Below are 15,412 nucleotides of genomic sequence, written 5' to 3' on the forward strand. Positions count from 1 at the left end.
CCGGCGCAGGCGCTGGCGCGGGAGCTGACGGGGCCGCTGGCCGACCGGGCGCCGGGCGCGCAGCCGTTTCGAGGTGGTCGTGCACCGCCGCTACAATCCCGAGGCGATCACCGCCTACAACATCGTGCCGGGCCTGCTGGGCGTGATCCTGTCGATGACCCTGGTGATGATGACCTCGCTGGGCATGGCCCGCGAGCGCGAACGGGGCACGATGGAAAGTCTGCTGGCCACGCCGGTGCGGCCGCTGGAGGTGATGATCGGCAAGCTGACGCCCTATGTGGTGGTCGGCCTGATCCAGGCCGCGGTGATCCTGATCATGGCGCGGGTGCTGTTCGCCGTGCCGATGAGCGGCGGCTGGATCGCGCTGGGCGCGGGCCTGATGCTGTTCATCGTCGGCTCGCTGTCGCTGGGCTTCCTGATCTCGACGGCGGCCAAGACCCAGTTGCAGGCCATGCAGATGAGCTTCTTCTACATGCTGCCGTCGATCCTGCTGTCGGGCTTCATGTTTCCGTTCCGAGGCATGCCGGACTGGGCGCAGTGGATCGGCACGGCGATCCCCGTCACCCACTTCCTGCGGGTGGTGCGGGGATCGCTGCTCAAGGGCGTAGGGCTGGAGAACGCCGGCCCCAGCCTGTTCGCCCTGGCCCTCTTCGTCCTGGCGGTCGGCGCCCTGGCGATGCTCAGGTACCGGACCACCCTGGACTAGGGGCGGATCAGACCGCCTTCAGCGCGACGTCGACGTTGCCGCGGGTGGCGTTCGAATACGGGCAGACCTGGTGGGCCTTGGCGATCAGGTCGTCGATCACCGCCTGGTCCAGGCCGTGGTCCGAGACCGTCAGCTCGACGTCGAGGTTGAAGCCCTCGCCGCGGGTGTTCTTGCCGAAGCCGATGCCGGCCGAGACCTTGGTGTCGGGGCCGACCGGCGTGCCCGCCTTGCCCGAGACCAGGCGCAGGGCGCCCAGGTAGCAGGCGGCGTAGCCGGTGGCGAACAGCTGTTCAGGGTTGGTCCCGTCGCCGCCCTTGCCGCCCATTTCGGTCGGGACGGACAGGCGCACGTCGATCTTGCCGTCGTCGGTGCGCGAGCGGCCTTCGTCGCGGCCGCCGCCGGAAGCGGTCGCATGGGCGCGGTAGAGGACTTCCATTTCAGGTCTCCATCATCGTGGCCGTCGCGGGCGGCGATTGTTTATCGCGATAACGAATATGTAGGCGCGGCGAGGCGGGGAATCCAGCGACATTCAGTCAATAGCCCTACCCGCCTGTCGTACCCTGCCTTCCGTCATGGCCAGGCTCGTCCCGGCCATTCAAGAACGCGATCAGCGCCGCGAGGTCTCGACTTCCGGTCTTGGTGTTGATGGATTCCCGGCGGGTTTACCCCTCGGGCGGGCCGCGCAAGCGGCGCGACCCGGGGGCCGGGAATGGTCGATTGAGCCTAAGCCAGGCCGGCCTTCTTGAGGGTCTTGTAGGCCTTGATGACGCGCTGGAGCTTGGCCTCGGCCCCGCGGTCGCCCTGGTTCATGTCGGGGTGGAAGCGTTTCAGCAGCTCGTGATAGCGCGCCTTGACCGCCTTCTTGTCGGTCCGGACGTCCAGGTCCAGGTCGGCCAGGGCCGCGCGTTCGAGCTTGCCCAGGCGCAGGTCGTCCTGGCCCTCGGGAACGGCGTGCTCGCGCGTGCGTCGGCCGAACAGGCCGAAGCTGTCCCGCCAGCTGCCGGCGCCCTGGGTGTTGGACGTACCCATCTTGGCGGCGAAGGCGGCGGCCTCGCGGGTGAATTTGCCGGCCTTCATCTCCCATGTGGGCCGGCCGCCGGTCATGGCCTCGTTCTCCTGGGCGGCGCGGACCTCGCCCTCGCTCATGCCGGCGTAGAAGTTCCAGCCCTTGTTGTACTCGCCGGCGTGGCGCTGGCAGAAGTCATAGAAGTCGTGCAGCCGCTCGCGCGACTTGGGCGCCCGGGCCGTGGCGGCCTGGCGGCAGTCGGGCCACTGGCAGGCCTTTTCGCCCGGCTTCAGGTGCAGGACGTCCTCCTCCGCCGCCTCCTCTTCGGGGCGGGGCGGCTTGACCCGCATATCCTTGAATCGCGGCTTGTATTGAAACGCGGACGACATCGCCCGAAGTGTAGGGTCGATTTGGACCGCAACAAGGACTTGACGATGCCCGAAGGGCCGATCGCGACGATTATCCGCGAGAAACTGACCGCGGTCCTCGATCCCGTGCGCCTGGAGATCGAGGACGACAGCTGGCGGCACGCGGGCCACCACCACGAGGGCGGGATGGACGCCAAGCCGGGGGGCGAGAGCCATTTCAACCTGACGGCGGTGTCGGCCGCCTTCCGGGGACTGGGACGCGTGCAGCGCCAGCGAGCCGTCAACGCCGCGCTCAGCGAGGAGCTGGCGGGACCCGTGCACGCCCTGTCGATCCGCGCCCTGACGCCGGAGGAGGACGCCCAGGACGCGGCCTAGGTGCTCGGCGGAACAATGTTCGTCACAGAACCGTCAGCGTTCACTTCGTCTTAGAAGGTTCGCCCTAGCGTCCCGCCGGGTTGTAACGGGGCTCGGGGCGCGCGATGGTGGAATCCGACGGCATCGGCAAGGCGGCTGGAGACCCGGATTCGGGCGAGGCCGCCCAGGCCCTGCGCGCGATCCTCCAGACGCAATATCTGCGCTATCTGATCATCGCCAGCTGGGCCGTCGGCCTGCTGGCCACGGTCGGCTGGACCGCCGCGGCCCTGTGGTTCGTGGGCACCCTGGCCGCAGGGGCCCTGCGCGGGGGCGTGGAGAAGCGCATCAGCCACCGGGTCGGCGCGGGCTGGGGCCTGGTGTTCCCCGCGGTCGCCACCGCCACGACCGCCGCCTGGGCCACCGCCCCGCTGCTGGCCTGGTTCTCGGGCGCGGCCTTCGGTCATTCGCTGGGCATGGCGCTGTTGGTCGCCGGATACGTGCTGGTGTTCGCCCAGCTTCGCAGCTCGCCCCGCCAGGCCATCGTGATTTCCTCGCCCTACGGCGCCGCCGCCCTGATCATCGCGGCCAGCCTGTGGGGCACGCCGGAGTTCTGGCAATTCCTGGCCGTGGTGCCGTTCACGGCCGCCGGCCTGTTCGTCCTGGTGACGATGACCATGCTGCGCGAGGAGCGCATCCGCGCCTTCCAGGAACACCAGGCCCACCTGATCGAGGAGCTGGAATCGGCCCGCGACAAGGCCAACGCCGCCTCGGACGCCAAGTCCAACTTCCTGGGCGTCATCTCGCACGAGCTGCGCACGCCGATGAACGGCGTCCTGGGCGCGGCCCAGTTGCTGGGCGCGACGCGGCTGGAGCCGACGCAGCGCGAGTATCTGTCGATCATCCGCAACTCGGGCGACAATCTGCTGAGCCTGCTCAACGACATCCTGGACATGACCAAGATCGAGGCCGGCAAGATGACCTTCGAGGTCGTCGACGTGGTCATCGAAGACCTGCACAAGCGCGTCACCGGGCCCTTCCAGGCCCAGGCCGAGGCCAAGGGCCTGACCTTCAGCACCCGGCTGGAGGGCGAACTGCCGGCGGTGGTGCGCGGCGATCCGCTGCGCACCTGCCAGGTGATCCACAACCTCCTGTCCAACGCGGTGAAGTTCACCGACGCCGGCGAGATCGTCTACACCGTGCGGGGCGAGAAGCTGGACGACGGGCGGGTGCGGTTCGACTTCGTGGTCAAGGATTCGGGCGCGGGCATCGCGCCGGAGGACCTGGAGCGGCTGTTCCAGCCCTTCACCCAGGTCGACGCCTCCTCGACCCGCCGCTTCGGGGGCACGGGGCTGGGTCTGACGATCTCGCGCCGCATGGCCAACATCATGCACGGCGACATCACGGTGGAATCGACGGTCGGCGAGGGATCGACCTTCACCTTCACCGTCGAGGCCGACGTGGTCCGCTGGGCGCCGGAGAAGGCCGCCGAGGCGATCGTGGCCGAGGTCGAGGGCGGCCAGTCGCTGACTGTCCTGGTGGTCGAGGACCATCCCGTCAACCGCATGATCCTGGAGGCCTGGATGGGCTCGGCCGGCCACCGCTCGGCCACCGCCGAGAACGGCCAGATCGCCATCGAGGCCGCCGGGGAACAGAAGTTCGACCTGATCGTGATGGACGTGAACATGCCGGTGATGGACGGCCTGACGGCCACCCGCGCCATCCGCGCGGCCGAGGGGCCGAACCGCGACACGCCCATCGTCGTCCTGTCCGCCTCGGCCCGCAGCGAGGACCACCAGGCGGGCCTGGACGCCGGGGCCGACGCCTATCTGAACAAGCCGATCGACTTCGCAGCCCTGGCCATGGTGATGAACCGCGTCGGGGCGGGCCGCGCCGGGGTCCGCGCCCTGGTCACGGAGGCGAGCGAGGACCTGGACGCCGCCGCCGCCTGAGACCTTCGACATGCCCACGAATGCGCCCTGGAGGGAGACTTCCGGGGCGTTTTCGCGTTTGGCTGAAGCTGTGCCTGAATGAGGTCCGATGCGCGCCTTCGCCGAACTGCTGGACCGCCTGTCGCTGACCGCGTCGCGCAACGCCAAGCTGGTGTTGCTCAGGGATTATCTGAGGGCGACGCCCGATCCAGACCGGGGCTGGGCCCTGGCGGCGCTGACCGGCGACCTGTCCTTCGACGCGGCCAAGCCCGCGATGATCCGCAAGGCGGTCGAGGCCCGGGTCGATCCGACCCTGTTCCGCTGGTCCTACGACTACGTCGGCGACCTGGCCGAGACGGTCGCTCTGATCTGGCCGGCGGACGCCGAACACCGGCCCAATCGCGAACCCGAGCTGGGCGAGGTCGTCGACGCCCTGCGGACCGCCGGTCGAGGCGAGGTGAAGGGCCTGCTGGAGGGGTGGCTGGACGCGCTCGAGCCGCAATCCCGCTGGGCGCTGCTGAAGCTGATGACCGGGGCGCTGCGGGTGGGATTGTCGGCGCGTCTGGCCAAGACGGCGGCCGCGATGATGCGCCCCGCCGCCGTCAGCGAACCGCCGGAGCCGGGCGGCCCCCCCCGGGGGAGGCGACGACGCGGCTGGAGCCGGTCCAGGCCTCGGACATCGAGGAGGTGTGGCATGCGCTGTCGCCGCCCTACGCCGACCTGTTCGCCTGGCTGGAGGGGCGGGGAGAGCGGCCCAGCGGCGACGCGCCCGGCCGCTTCCGCCCGGTGATGCTGGCCGTGGCTCTGGACGAGACGGCCGACTTCGCCCGGCTGGACCCCGCCGACTACGCCGCGGAGTGGAAATGGGACGGCATCCGGGTGCAGGCGGTGCTCGAGGGCGGGGTCGAAAAACTGTACTCGCGCACCGGCGACGAGATCTCCGGCGCGTTTCCGGACGTCATGGCGGGCCTGGCGTTCGAGGGGGCCGTGGACGGAGAGCTGGTCGTCTGGCGGGACGGCGGCGTGGCCCCGTTCGGGGACTTGCAGCAACGGCTGAACCGCAAGACGGTGGACGCCAAGACCGTGACGGCCTTTCCGGCGGCGGTCGTCGCCTACGACCTTCTGGCGGAGCGGGGCGAGGATCTGCGCGGCCTGACCCTGCGCGAGCGCCGGGGCGCGGCTGGAGGCGCTGGCCGGCCGGGGCGGCGAGCGGCTGCATCTGTCGCCGATCGTGCCCTACGCGCGGTGGGAGGATCTGGCCGCCCTCAGGGCGGATCCGCCGGTCGGAGCCGCCGCCGAAGGGTTGATGCTGAAGCGCTGGGACAGCGCCTATGTCGCCGGGCGGCCCAAGGGGCCGTGGTTCAAGTGGAAGCGGGACCCGCACGTGATCGACGCCGTGCTGATGTACGCCCAGCGCGGGCATGGGAAGCGGTCCAGCTTCTATTCCGACTACACCTTCGGCGTCTGGACCGAGGAGGGCGCGCTGACGCCGGTGGGCAAGGCCTATTTCGGCTTCACCGACGAGGAGCTGAAACAGCTGGACAAGTTCGTGCGCGACCACACCGTCGAGCGCTTCGGGCCGGTGCGCTCGGTGCGGGCCGAGCGGGACTTCGGCCTGGTGCTGGAGATCGCGTTCGAGGGGCTGAACCGGTCCGCGCGGCACAAGTCCGGCGTGGCGATGCGCTTCCCGCGCGTCAGCCGCATTCGCTGGGACAAGCCGGCGCGCGAGGCGAACACCCTGGACGACGTCATGGACCTTCTGGACGCCATCGAGCGCGGCGGCGGGCGGGTGGTGAAGGCGACCTAGCCGTCAAAACAGCTGCGCCTCGGGCACGTTGGCGGCCAGGCGGCCCAACAAGCCGCGCAGCTGGGCGACCTCCTCGGAGCTGAATCCCTGGCGGATGCGGGCGTCGTGCGCCATAGCGGCCTGGCGCAGACGCTCGAACAACGCCCGGCCCTCGGCGGTCAGGGAGACGTTGTGCACGCGCCGGTTCTCGGGCGCGCGCTCGCGCCGGATCAGGCCGTCCCGCTCCATGTTGTTCAGATGGTGGGTCAGGGTCGGGCCCTGGACGCCGATGGCGGCGGCCAGCTCGGACTGGGTGCGGTGCTCACCCTGCATCAGGGTCATCAGCGTCATCCACACCGGCGTGGATCCGCCGGCCGAGGCCAGGGCGTCCTCGAACGCGCGGGCGCAGGCCTTGGCGGTGCGCGCCAGCACCAGGCCGACGGGAGGGGGGTAGGGCGTCATCATAAAATTATAGACATCGAACGATTAGATATCTATCTATTAGATATCGAAACAACAGGCCATATCCGGCGGGACCGGGCAAGCCTTGAAAGGGAGACGCCCATGATCGACCTCACGCCTCATCCTCACATCGGCGCGGCGCTGATCGGCGCCGTCTTTCTGTGGTCGGCGCTTCAGCACGCGCTGAACTTCCCCGCCAGGGTCGCGATGCTGAAGGGCAAGGGCTGGCCGGCGCCCGCCTTGCTGTTGTCGAGCGGCATGGGACTGGAGGTCTTCGGCGGCGTCCTGCTGATCGTCGGGGTGCAGACCGCCTTGGCCTCCGGCGCCCTGATCCTGTTCACGGTGGTCGCCAGCGTGACCCTGCTGGACTTCTGGCGTCAGCCCCCCGAGACCCGGCATTCGGTGCAAAACACCTTCATCGGCAACATCGCACTGGTCGGCGGCCTGCTGCTGGCCGCCACGACGGGTTGAAACCGGGCGGGGGAGGGCTTCCAATCCCGGCGTCAGGCGTTAGACCCGCGCCATGTCCTCCCTCGTCGCTCCCCTGACCGAGGCCGTCGCCGCCGGCGAAAAAGCCGCCGCGGTCGACGCCGCCATGATCGCCAAGCTGACCGACATGGCCGGCGACTTCGCGATCAACCTCGCCATCGCCATCGTCATCCTGGTCGTGACGGTGTTCGCCTCGCGCTGGGCCGCGGGCGTCACGCGGCGGTTCCTGGGCCGGATGAAGGGTTTCCGGCAGGACCCCACGGTGCTCAGCTTCGCCGTGCAGGTGGTGCGGGTGGTGGTCTTCATCGTCGGCTTCATCGCCGTGCTGCAGCGGCTGGGGGTGCAGACCACCTCGATCATCGCCGTCCTGGGCGCCGCCTCGCTGGCGGTGGGCCTGGCGCTGCAGGGGACGCTGTCCAACGTCGCGGCGGGGGTCATGCTGCTGATCCTGCGCCCCTATCGCGTCGGCGACCTGATCGACGTGGGCGGCCGGGTCGGCAAGGTCCAGCGGCTGGACCTGTTCCTGACCCAGCTGTCGGACGCCAACAACGTCAAGATCGTGGTGCCGAACTCCAAGGTGTTCGGCGACGTCATCATGAACCTGTCTGGCCAGAGGACCCGCCGGATGGAGCTCAAGATCGGGGTCGGCTACGGCGACGACCTGAACCGGGCGCGCGAGGTGCTGGTCGGGGCGGCGGGCCGTCATCCCAAGGTCCTGCCCGATCCCGCGCCCTGGGCCGGGGTGACCGCGCTGCTGGACAGCTCGGTGGAGATGTCGCTGCAGGCCTGGACCAGGTCGGACGACTACTGGCAGACCAAGGCCGACGTCCTGCAGGCCGCCAAGGAGGCGCTGGACGCCGCGGGGATCGAGATTCCCTTCCCGCACCAGGTCGCCGTGCACGAGGAGGCCCCGGACGCGGCGCCCGCCCCGAAACGGAAGAATCGCGCCAGAAAGGCCGCGCCGCCCAGCGATCCGTCGCCGGGCGACGCCCATCAGGACAGCGGCGAGGGCTAGGGCGTGCGTTACGATTTCGGCTCGGACAACACCGCCGGGATGGCGCCGGCGGCCCTGCAGGCGCTGGTCGAGGCCAACGCCGGCTATGCCCGTTCCTATGGCGCCGACGACCTCACCGCGCGGGCGGGGGACCTGATCCGCCAGCGCCTGGACGCCGACGCCGACATCCGCTTCGCATTTTCCGGCACCGCGGCCAACGCCATCGCCCTGTCGATGCTGGCCTGGCCCCATGAAGCGGTCCTGGCGCATCACGCCGCCCACGTCTGCACCGACGAGACGGGGGCGCCGGGCTTCTTCGGATCCGGCGTGGGCCTGATCGGCCTGCCGGGCTTTTCGGGCAAGATCGATCCCAAGGCGCTGCAGGCGGCGCTGGAGGAGCCCGAGGTCGGCCACCGCCAGCCGCCGGCGGCGCTGAGCCTGACCCAGTCGACCGAGTACGGCACGGTCTACACCGAGGAGGACCTGCGCCACCTGATCGAGCCGGTGAAGCTGAAGGGTTACGGCGTGCATCTGGACGGCGCGCGGCTGGCCAATGCGGCGGCGGCCGGGTTCGACCTGACCCAGATCGCCCGGCTGGGCGTGGACGTGCTGGTCTTCGGCGGGGCCAAGGCCGGCGCGCCGTGCGCCGAGGCCATCGTGATGTTCGACAAGTCGCTGGCCCGCCGGGTCGACAACCGGCTGAAGCAGGCCGGCCAGACGGCGTCCAAGGGCCGGTTCCTGGCGGCGCCGTTCGTAGGGCTGCTGGAGACCAACGCCTGGGAGGACGGCGCCGCCCACGCCAATCTGATGGCCCAGCGGCTGGCCGAGGGGATCGCGCACCGCTCGCCCTTCGCCCTGGCCCATCCGGTCGAGGCCAACGCCGTGTTCGTGCGCATGCCGGCCCGGGCGCACCAGCGGCTGAACGAGCTGGGCTGGGCCTGCTACCGCTTCGACGACGGCTCGGTGCGGTTCGTCTGCTCGTGGGCGACGGCGGCGGAGGCTGTCGACGAACTGCTGGACGCCGTCGTCTCGCTGTAGGGTCTGACGCCTACTCCTCGTCCCGCCGCGGCATCTCCAGGGCCTCGGCCAGGCGGTTGCGGGCGCGGTTGACGCGGCTCTTGATGGTGCCCAGGGCGCACCCGGCGATCTCGGCGGCCTCCTCGTAGGACAGGCCGGCGGCGCCGACCAGGACGATGGCCTCGCGATGGGTGGGCGGAAGGTCGTCCAGCGCCGCCCGTAGAGCGTCCAGCTCCATCGACCATTCCTGATTGCCCTCGGCCGTCAGCCGGGCGGCGTGCTTGCCGTCCTCGTCGGCCACCTCGCGTCGGCGCCGCGCCAGGGTCGAGTACCAGGAGTTCCGCAGGATGGTGAAAAGCCAGGCGCGCAGGTTCGTGCCCGGCTCGAACCGGTCGCGGTTGCTCCAGGCCTTGGCCAGGGTCTCCTGGACCAGGTCGTCCGCGTCGGCGGGATTGCGCGCAAGGGACCAGGCGAAGGCGCGAAGAGCCGGGGCCTTGGCGGCCACCGACTCGCGCCAGTGGGTCGGGTCGCGGATTCCGTCCGGGGCGTCGCCGTTCGGATCGGGGGCGGCGTCGTCCCCGTCGGCGGAGGCTGCGCGGGTTTGCGGCATGAGGGATGCGACGGGGCTGCGCCGGGGGAGGGCCGGTCCCTTCTGAAACGCGGGTGTTCCGGGGGCGTTCCTGCTGCCAAACCCTGGCAGCAGCCCGAGGGCGGAACGGATGGAAACACTGGCGGTTACACAGGGGCCGCCCCATCTCCCGGGTCCACGGCGGGGGAGCTGACCGCATGAATGTCCATTCGCGAGTTCGCTCGATCGTCGACAGGGATATCGCGGCGTTTCGTCGGGTCCGGTCCGCCATGCCCGAGCTGGCGCGGCCGCTGTCCGCCGAGGACCTGGCCGCCCAGTCGATGGCCGATTGCAGCCCCGGCAAGTGGCACCTGGCCCATACGAGCTGGTTCTTCGAGGCGATGATCCTGTCGCAGGAGCCGGAGTATCAGCCCGTCGATCCGGCCTGGCAGACCCTGTTCAACAGCTACTACGAAGCGCTGGGCGAGCGGGTGGCGCGTCCGGAACGCGGTCTGATGACCCGCCCGGCGCTGGAAGAGGTGCTGGCCTACCGTCGGGAGATCGATCGCCGGATGATCGCCTGGCTGGGCGAGGGCCGCGACGACGCCCGATCGCGATATCTGTTCACCCTCGGCCTGCATCACGATCAGCAGCATCAGGAGCTGTTCCTGATGGACGTGCTGAACCTGATGGCCCGATCGCCCCTGGACCCCGCGGCGTACGACCGCGAGCCCCGCGCCGGAGCCGCCGAGCCTGCCGGGGGCGGGGTGCTGCATATGGAGGGCGGGCTGGTCGAGCTGGGCCACGACGGCGCGGGCTTCGCCTTCGACAACGAGGGCCCCCAGCACCGCGTCTGGCTTGAGCCCTACGCCCTGGCTCGAGACCTGGTCGTCAACGGCGAGTGGATCGCCTTCATCGAGGATGGCGGCTACGACCGCCCCGAGCTCTGGCTCTCGGACGGCTGGGCGGCGGTTCGGCGCGAGGGCTGGACGGCCCCGCTGTACTGGCGGCGCGAGGCGGACGGCTGGTCGACCATGACGCTGGCCGGCCGTCGGGCGGTCGACCTGGCGCAGCCGGTGCGGCACGTCAGCTTCTACGAGGCCGACGCCTTCGCCCGTTGGGCCGGGCGCCGGCTGCCCACCGAAGCCGAGTGGGAGCATGCGGTCCGGACCCGGTCCGAAGCGCTGACGAACGCCTTCGGGGAGGTCTGGCAATGGACGGCCTCGGCCTATGCGCCCTATCCGGGTTTCCGTCCGACCGAGGGGACGGCGTCGGAATACAACGGCAAGTTCATGGCCAACCAGATGGTGCTGCGGGGCGCCTCGTTCGCCACGCCCGAGGGCCATGCGCGCGCCACCTACCGCAACTTCTTCTACCCGCATCAACGCTGGGCGTTCGCCGGCGTGCGGTTGGCGTCCGACGCGCGCGAGGAGGTCGTTCCATTGTCTGGGGACGAAACCGCGGGATTCCGCGACGACCTGATCGCCGGCCTGTCGCGATCGCCGAAGACCGCCTCGCCCAAATGGTTCTACGACGCCGAGGGATCGCGGCTGTTCGAGGAGATCACGCGGCTGCCGGAATACTATCCGACGCGGCAGGAGGCGGCGCTGCTGCGCCAGACGGCGCCGGACTGGGCGGCGCGCTTCGGGCCGGGGGCCGTGTTGGTCGAGTTCGGCTCGGGCGCCAGCGAGAAGACCCGCATCGTGCTGGACGCGGCTTCCGGCCTGGCGGCCTATGTGCCGATCGACATCAGCGGCGAGGCGCTGGACGGCGCGGCCCGCCGGATCCGCGACGCCTATCCCACGCTGAAGGTGGCGCCGGTGCTGGGCGATTTCATGGGGCTGGAGCGTCTGCCGGCCGAGGTCCCCCCGGGCCGCCGGGTCGGCTTCTTCCCCGGCTCGACGATCGGCAACCTGGACCCGGATGACGCGGTGGCCTTCCTGGCCGCGGCGCGGCGCGTGCTGGGGCCCGACGCGCTCTTCGTGCTGGGCGTGGATCTGGTCAAGGATCCGGCGGCGCTGATCGCGGCCTATGACGACGCCCAAGGCGTCACCGCCGCCTTCAACCGGAATCTTCTGGTCCGCGCCAATCGGGAGCTGGGCGCCGATTTCGACGTCGAAGCCTTCGCCCATCGCGCCGTTTGGAACGGCGCGGCCTCTCGGATGGAGATGCACCTGGAAGCGACGCGCGCCATGTCCGTGCGGATCGGCGACCGCCGGATCGGCTTCGCCGAGGGCGAGACGGTGCATACCGAGAACTCGCGCAAGTTCACCGAGGCGTCGGTGCGCGACATGGCCCTTCGTTCGGGGTGGCGGGTCGCCGCCTTCCGCACCAGCCCGGCCCCTGCGGTGGCGCTGGCCCTGCTCGAGGCCTGAGGCGCGAAAAAGGGCGGCGCCTGGCGACGCCGCCCTTCTTTCCGTCCAAGGCCGTCCTATTCGACGGGGGGGCGTTCTCGGGTGCGCGACCCGTGCGAAGCCTCGCCGCCCTTGCGGCCCGCCTGAGCGGCCAAGCTGCGATCCTGGGAGAAACTGCGCTTCTCGCTCGGCACGCTGGCGCCGCCTTTCCGGGCGATTTCGCGCTGACGCTCCGGGTCCATCGAGGCGAAGCCCCGCTTGGAGACGCCGGAGGCTCGAGTGGGCTGACCTTGAGCCATCAGTGGTTCCTTTCGTGGCGGCGTGGCGGTTGCTGTCTGAACCCACTGACTCCCGTCCGGTTCCGACGGTTCGGTCACACAAATGCGAACGAATCATAGGCCTTGGCGAAACCCCGCCCCGTAGGGCCGCGAGTCGCCGGGGTCGCCACCGCCGGGATCCGGCTGGGGAACCTCGGTCGGGATGGACCCGGGGTCCTCGTCCGGCTGGGAGCCGGGATCGATGTCCGGGTCCGGCGTATCCGGCGGCATGATCTCGGGCTCGCCGCCGGGAGTGTCGGGTTCGACATAGGTCATGGCGAACCTCCTTTCCGCCCCAGCCAACGTCGCGCCCGCCGGGTCGTTTCATCACAATCGCCGCGCGGAACCGGCGCGGGAGCGGCGGATTGTCAGGACCTGGGCCCCAGGAGTTTTCCCATGACCGATCCCACCGCCGACGCCTCGGACGTCGAGGACATCGAAGACGGCGACGACACCGTTTCGGCGCGTCTGGACCGTGAGGCCGACGCCATCCTTCGTGACGAGGGGATGCGGTCGCTGGGCGTGCGCCCCCTTCGCCAGGCGCTGCGCGAGGACATGGCGTCGGCGCGGACCTGGGGCCGCGAGCGCGCCAGCCGCCTAAGGGGCGCGATGCAGGACGAGCCCATCCGCGCCACGGCGTGGGGCCCTGGGCTGGGGTTGCTGATCGGCCTTGCTGGTCCGCGCGCTAGGGGAGGGCGGTGAGGGAGGGACCGGACGCCGGGCGCGCGATCGGGGCCCGTCGCATGGCCTCGTCCGAGACGAAGGGATTGGTCCGCCGCTCGGCTCCGAAGGTCGAGTGGGGGCCATGGCCGGGGATGAAGGTCACGTCGTCGCCCAGCGGCCAGAGCTTGGTGGTGATGGCGTTCAGCAGCGCGCCGTGGTCGCTGCGGGGGAAGTCGGTGCGGCCGATCGAACCCTGGAACAGCACGTCGCCGACCTGGGCGAAGCGGGCCTCGCGGTTGAAGAACACCACGTGCCCCGGTGTGTGGCCCGGGCAATGCAGCACCTCCCAGGCGGTCTCGCCCAGGGTCAGCACGTCGCCATCGGCCAGCCAGCGCGTCGGCGTGAACGATCGGGCCTCCGGGATGCCGTACATCTGGCCCTGGGCGGGAATGCCGTCGATCCAGAACTGGTCCTCGGGGTGAGGGCCGACGATGTCCAGGCCAGTCTTCTCCTGCATCTCGGCGGCGCGCGGCGTGGTCCAGGTGGCCGTGGGTGATCCAGATGGCGTCCAGGGTCAGCCCCTGCTTGGCCGTCGCGGCGAGCAGGCCGTCCACCGACGCGCCGGGATCGATGATGGCCGCCTTCAGCGTCTTGCGGCACCAGACAAGGGTGCAGTTCTGCTGAAGAGGCGTGACGGGAAAGACGGCTACGCCGATCGGGGAGGAGGTCATGGAGGCTTGATAGCCTCCCCAGAGGCTCGCCGGAACCGTCCCGCGTTGACCTTTGGGGCGGTCATCGACATAAGGGCGGGCTTCAAAGGCGCGCCCTCGAAAAGGGCGGCCCTTCTTGCTTTTCCCACACCGCGCGCGCCGGCCTCATTGGCGCCGCCCCAGAGCGTCAGAATCCCGACCATGCAAGTCGTCGAAAAGTCCTCCGAAGGCCTGAGCCGCGTCATCGCGGTGACCATCCCCGTCGCCGAGCTGAACGAAAAGCTGGACGCGCGCCTGAAGGAAGTCGCGCCGCAGATGAAGCTGAAGGGCTTCCGCCCGGGCAAGGTGCCGCTGGCCCACGTCAAGAAGACGTTCGGCCGCGACCTGATGGGCGAGATCATCAACGACCAGCTGAACACCTCGAGCCAGAAGGCCCTGGACGAGGCCAAGGTGCGCCCCGCCGCTCCGGCCGAGATGAAGCTGACCTCGGACATGGACAAGGTCATCAAGGGCGAGGACGACCTGGCCTATGAAATGTCTCTTGAGGTCATGCCGGACTTCACCCCGGTGGATCCCAAGACGTTGAAGCTGAAGCGCCCGACCTATGAGGCGTCCGACGCCGACCTGGACGAGGCCCTGACGGAACTGGCCGGCCAAGCCAAGACCTACGAGGACAAGAAGGGCAAGACGGTCAAGGCCGCCGAGGGCGACCAGCTGACCATCGACTTCCTGGGCAAGCTGGACGGCGAGCCCTTCGAGGGCGGCGCGGCCACCGACGCCGACCTGGTCATCGGCTCCAACCGCTTCATCCCCGGCTTCGAAGAGCAGCTGAAGGGCGCGAAGGTCGGCGAGGAGAAGACCATCGAGGTGACCTTCCCCGAGGACTACCAGGCCAAGAACCTGGCCGGGAAGCTGGCGACCTTCGACATCACCGTGAAGGCTATCAAGGCCGAGGCCGAGGCCAAGGTCGACGAGGACTTCGCCAAGCGCATCGGCCTGGAATCGCTGGACAAGCTCAAGGAGCTGCTGCGCGCCAACCTGAACCAGCAGTACGCCGGCGCCGCCCGCTTCAAGCTGAAGCGCGCCCTGCTGGACGAGCTGGACAAGGCCCACGACTTCCCGCTGCCGCCCAAGATGGTGGAAGCCGAGTTCGACGGCATCTGGCAGCAGGTCGAGGCCGACAAGGCCGCCGGCCGCCTGCCGGAAGAGGACGCCAAGAAGTCCGACAAAAAGCTGAAGGAAGAGTACCGCAAGATCGCCGAGCGCCGCGTGCGCCTGGGCCTGGTGCTGGCCGAGATCGGCCGCGCCAACAACGTCACGGTCTCGGACCAGGAGCTGAACAACGCCATCATGAACGAGGCCCGCAACTATCCGGGCCAGGAACGTCAGGTGCTGGACTTCTACCGCCAGAACCCGAACGCCGCCGCCCAGATGCGCGCTCCGATCTACGAGGAGAAGGTCTGCGACCTGATCTTCTCGACCGCCGAGGTGAAGGACACGCCGATCACCAAGGAAGAGCTGCTCAAGGAAGACGACGAGCTCTGATCGGCCTCGTCGCGGCGGCGCTCGCGAGCGCGCGCCTATCCTCGCATCCGCATCCCCGGGGGAGCCGCATGAGCGCGTTCGCAAGTCTGGCCGCCGCGGCGTTGCTCGCCGTCGCCCCTCAGGACGCGCGCCGCAGGCGCGGGCG

The 15,412-nt window shown here is 69.8% G+C and carries 15 protein-coding genes and 2 pseudogenes; 10 read left to right on the top strand and 7 right to left on the bottom strand.

Annotated elements, in window-relative coordinates:
• Window positions 1-79 precede the first annotated feature (79 nt).
• Window positions 80-706 carry an ABC transporter permease gene (locus tag AC2W7C_RS04160; protein WP_486000311.1) on the top strand — a complete coding sequence of 209 codons (627 nt, stop codon included), beginning with the start codon at window positions 80-82 and terminating at the stop codon, window positions 704-706.
• Between the two features lie 7 nt (window positions 707-713).
• Here the strand turns inward: AC2W7C_RS04160 and AC2W7C_RS04165 are convergent, their stop codons facing one another.
• Both AC2W7C_RS04165 and AC2W7C_RS04170 read right to left on the bottom strand, forming a co-directional pair.
• The gene (locus AC2W7C_RS04165) at window positions 714-1,142 is read right to left on the bottom strand and encodes an organic hydroperoxide resistance protein (RefSeq protein WP_486000312.1); all 429 of its coding nucleotides are present in this window, start codon (window positions 1,140-1,142) and stop codon (window positions 714-716) included.
• Window positions 1,143-1,429: 287 nt separating this feature from the next.
• Entirely contained in the window at window positions 1,430-2,101 is a 672-nt protein-coding gene (locus AC2W7C_RS04170) for a J domain-containing protein (RefSeq protein ID WP_486000313.1), read from the bottom strand.
• A gap of 45 nt (window positions 2,102-2,146) precedes the next feature.
• Here AC2W7C_RS04170 and AC2W7C_RS04175 point away from each other — a divergent pair, with 45 nt between their 5' ends.
• The 3 genes and pseudogenes from AC2W7C_RS04175 to AC2W7C_RS04185 all read left to right on the top strand — a co-directional run bounded on the left by AC2W7C_RS04175 (window position 2,147) and on the right by AC2W7C_RS04185 (window position 6,169).
• Window positions 2,147-2,455 (top strand): BolA family protein, encoded by a 309-nt coding sequence (locus AC2W7C_RS04175; RefSeq protein ID WP_486000314.1) that lies wholly within the window; start codon window positions 2,147-2,149, stop codon window positions 2,453-2,455.
• 104 nt (window positions 2,456-2,559) lie between these two features.
• The gene (locus AC2W7C_RS04180) at window positions 2,560-4,383 is read left to right on the top strand and encodes an ATP-binding protein (RefSeq protein ID WP_486000315.1); all 1,824 of its coding nucleotides are present in this window, start codon (window positions 2,560-2,562) and stop codon (window positions 4,381-4,383) included.
• Window positions 4,384-4,471: 88 nt separating this feature from the next.
• Window positions 4,472-6,169, top strand: a pseudogene (locus AC2W7C_RS04185) (cisplatin damage response ATP-dependent DNA ligase).
• Window positions 6,170-6,172: 3 nt separating this feature from the next.
• Here AC2W7C_RS04185 and AC2W7C_RS04190 read toward each other — a convergent pair.
• The gene (locus AC2W7C_RS04190) at window positions 6,173-6,613 is read right to left on the bottom strand and encodes a MarR family winged helix-turn-helix transcriptional regulator (RefSeq protein ID WP_486000316.1); all 441 of its coding nucleotides are present in this window, start codon (window positions 6,611-6,613) and stop codon (window positions 6,173-6,175) included.
• Between the two features lie 99 nt (window positions 6,614-6,712).
• Between AC2W7C_RS04190 and AC2W7C_RS04195 the strand changes: the two genes are divergently transcribed.
• From AC2W7C_RS04195 to AC2W7C_RS04205, 3 genes are read left to right on the top strand one after another with little or no spacing between them, the layout of a single operon-like run.
• Complete coding sequence (locus AC2W7C_RS04195) at window positions 6,713-7,081, top strand: DoxX family protein (protein ID WP_486000317.1); 369 nt, start codon at window positions 6,713-6,715, stop codon at window positions 7,079-7,081.
• Between the two features lie 52 nt (window positions 7,082-7,133).
• Entirely contained in the window at window positions 7,134-8,114 is a 981-nt protein-coding gene (locus tag AC2W7C_RS04200) for a mechanosensitive ion channel family protein (RefSeq protein WP_486000318.1), read from the top strand.
• Window positions 8,115-8,117: 3 nt separating this feature from the next.
• A complete protein-coding gene (locus tag AC2W7C_RS04205) occupies window positions 8,118-9,131 on the top strand; it encodes a threonine aldolase family protein (RefSeq protein ID WP_486000319.1) in 1,014 nt (337 codons plus the stop codon).
• Between the two features lie 10 nt (window positions 9,132-9,141).
• Here the strand turns inward: AC2W7C_RS04205 and AC2W7C_RS04210 are convergent, their stop codons facing one another.
• Window positions 9,142-9,720 (bottom strand): sigma-70 family RNA polymerase sigma factor, encoded by a 579-nt coding sequence (locus AC2W7C_RS04210; protein WP_486000320.1) that lies wholly within the window; start codon window positions 9,718-9,720, stop codon window positions 9,142-9,144.
• A 176-nt stretch (window positions 9,721-9,896) separates the two neighbouring features.
• Between AC2W7C_RS04210 and egtB the strand changes: the two genes are divergently transcribed.
• Window positions 9,897-12,053, top strand: coding sequence for an ergothioneine biosynthesis protein EgtB (gene egtB, locus AC2W7C_RS04215; RefSeq protein ID WP_486000321.1), 2,157 nt, complete (start codon window positions 9,897-9,899; stop codon window positions 12,051-12,053).
• A 56-nt stretch (window positions 12,054-12,109) separates the two neighbouring features.
• On the opposite strand, the gene AC2W7C_RS04220 is transcribed toward egtB, so the two are convergent.
• Together AC2W7C_RS04220 and AC2W7C_RS04225 are read right to left on the bottom strand one after the other, a co-directional pair.
• Window positions 12,110-12,331, bottom strand: coding sequence for a con-10 family general stress protein (locus tag AC2W7C_RS04220; RefSeq protein WP_486000322.1), 222 nt, complete (start codon window positions 12,329-12,331; stop codon window positions 12,110-12,112).
• A 93-nt stretch (window positions 12,332-12,424) separates the two neighbouring features.
• The gene (locus AC2W7C_RS04225) at window positions 12,425-12,625 is read right to left on the bottom strand and encodes a hypothetical protein (protein ID WP_486000323.1); all 201 of its coding nucleotides are present in this window, start codon (window positions 12,623-12,625) and stop codon (window positions 12,425-12,427) included.
• Window positions 12,626-12,745: 120 nt separating this feature from the next.
• Between AC2W7C_RS04225 and AC2W7C_RS04230 the strand changes: the two genes are divergently transcribed.
• A complete protein-coding gene (locus tag AC2W7C_RS04230; RefSeq protein WP_486000324.1) occupies window positions 12,746-13,051 on the top strand; it encodes a hypothetical protein in 306 nt (101 codons plus the stop codon).
• Here AC2W7C_RS04230 and AC2W7C_RS04235 read toward each other — a convergent pair.
• Window positions 13,035-13,743 (bottom strand): annotated as a pseudogene (locus tag AC2W7C_RS04235) (MBL fold metallo-hydrolase). The gene AC2W7C_RS04230 and the pseudogene AC2W7C_RS04235 overlap by 17 nt on opposite strands.
• Before the next feature lie 180 nt (window positions 13,744-13,923).
• Between AC2W7C_RS04235 and tig the strand changes: the two are divergent.
• Window positions 13,924-15,267: a trigger factor gene (tig, locus tag AC2W7C_RS04240; RefSeq protein ID WP_486000325.1), complete on the top strand. Its 1,344-nt coding sequence runs from the start codon at window positions 13,924-13,926 to the stop codon at window positions 15,265-15,267.
• Window positions 15,268-15,412 lie beyond the last annotated feature (145 nt).

Source organism: Brevundimonas sp. CURTG3B2_SDJG (genome assembly GCF_057364705.1).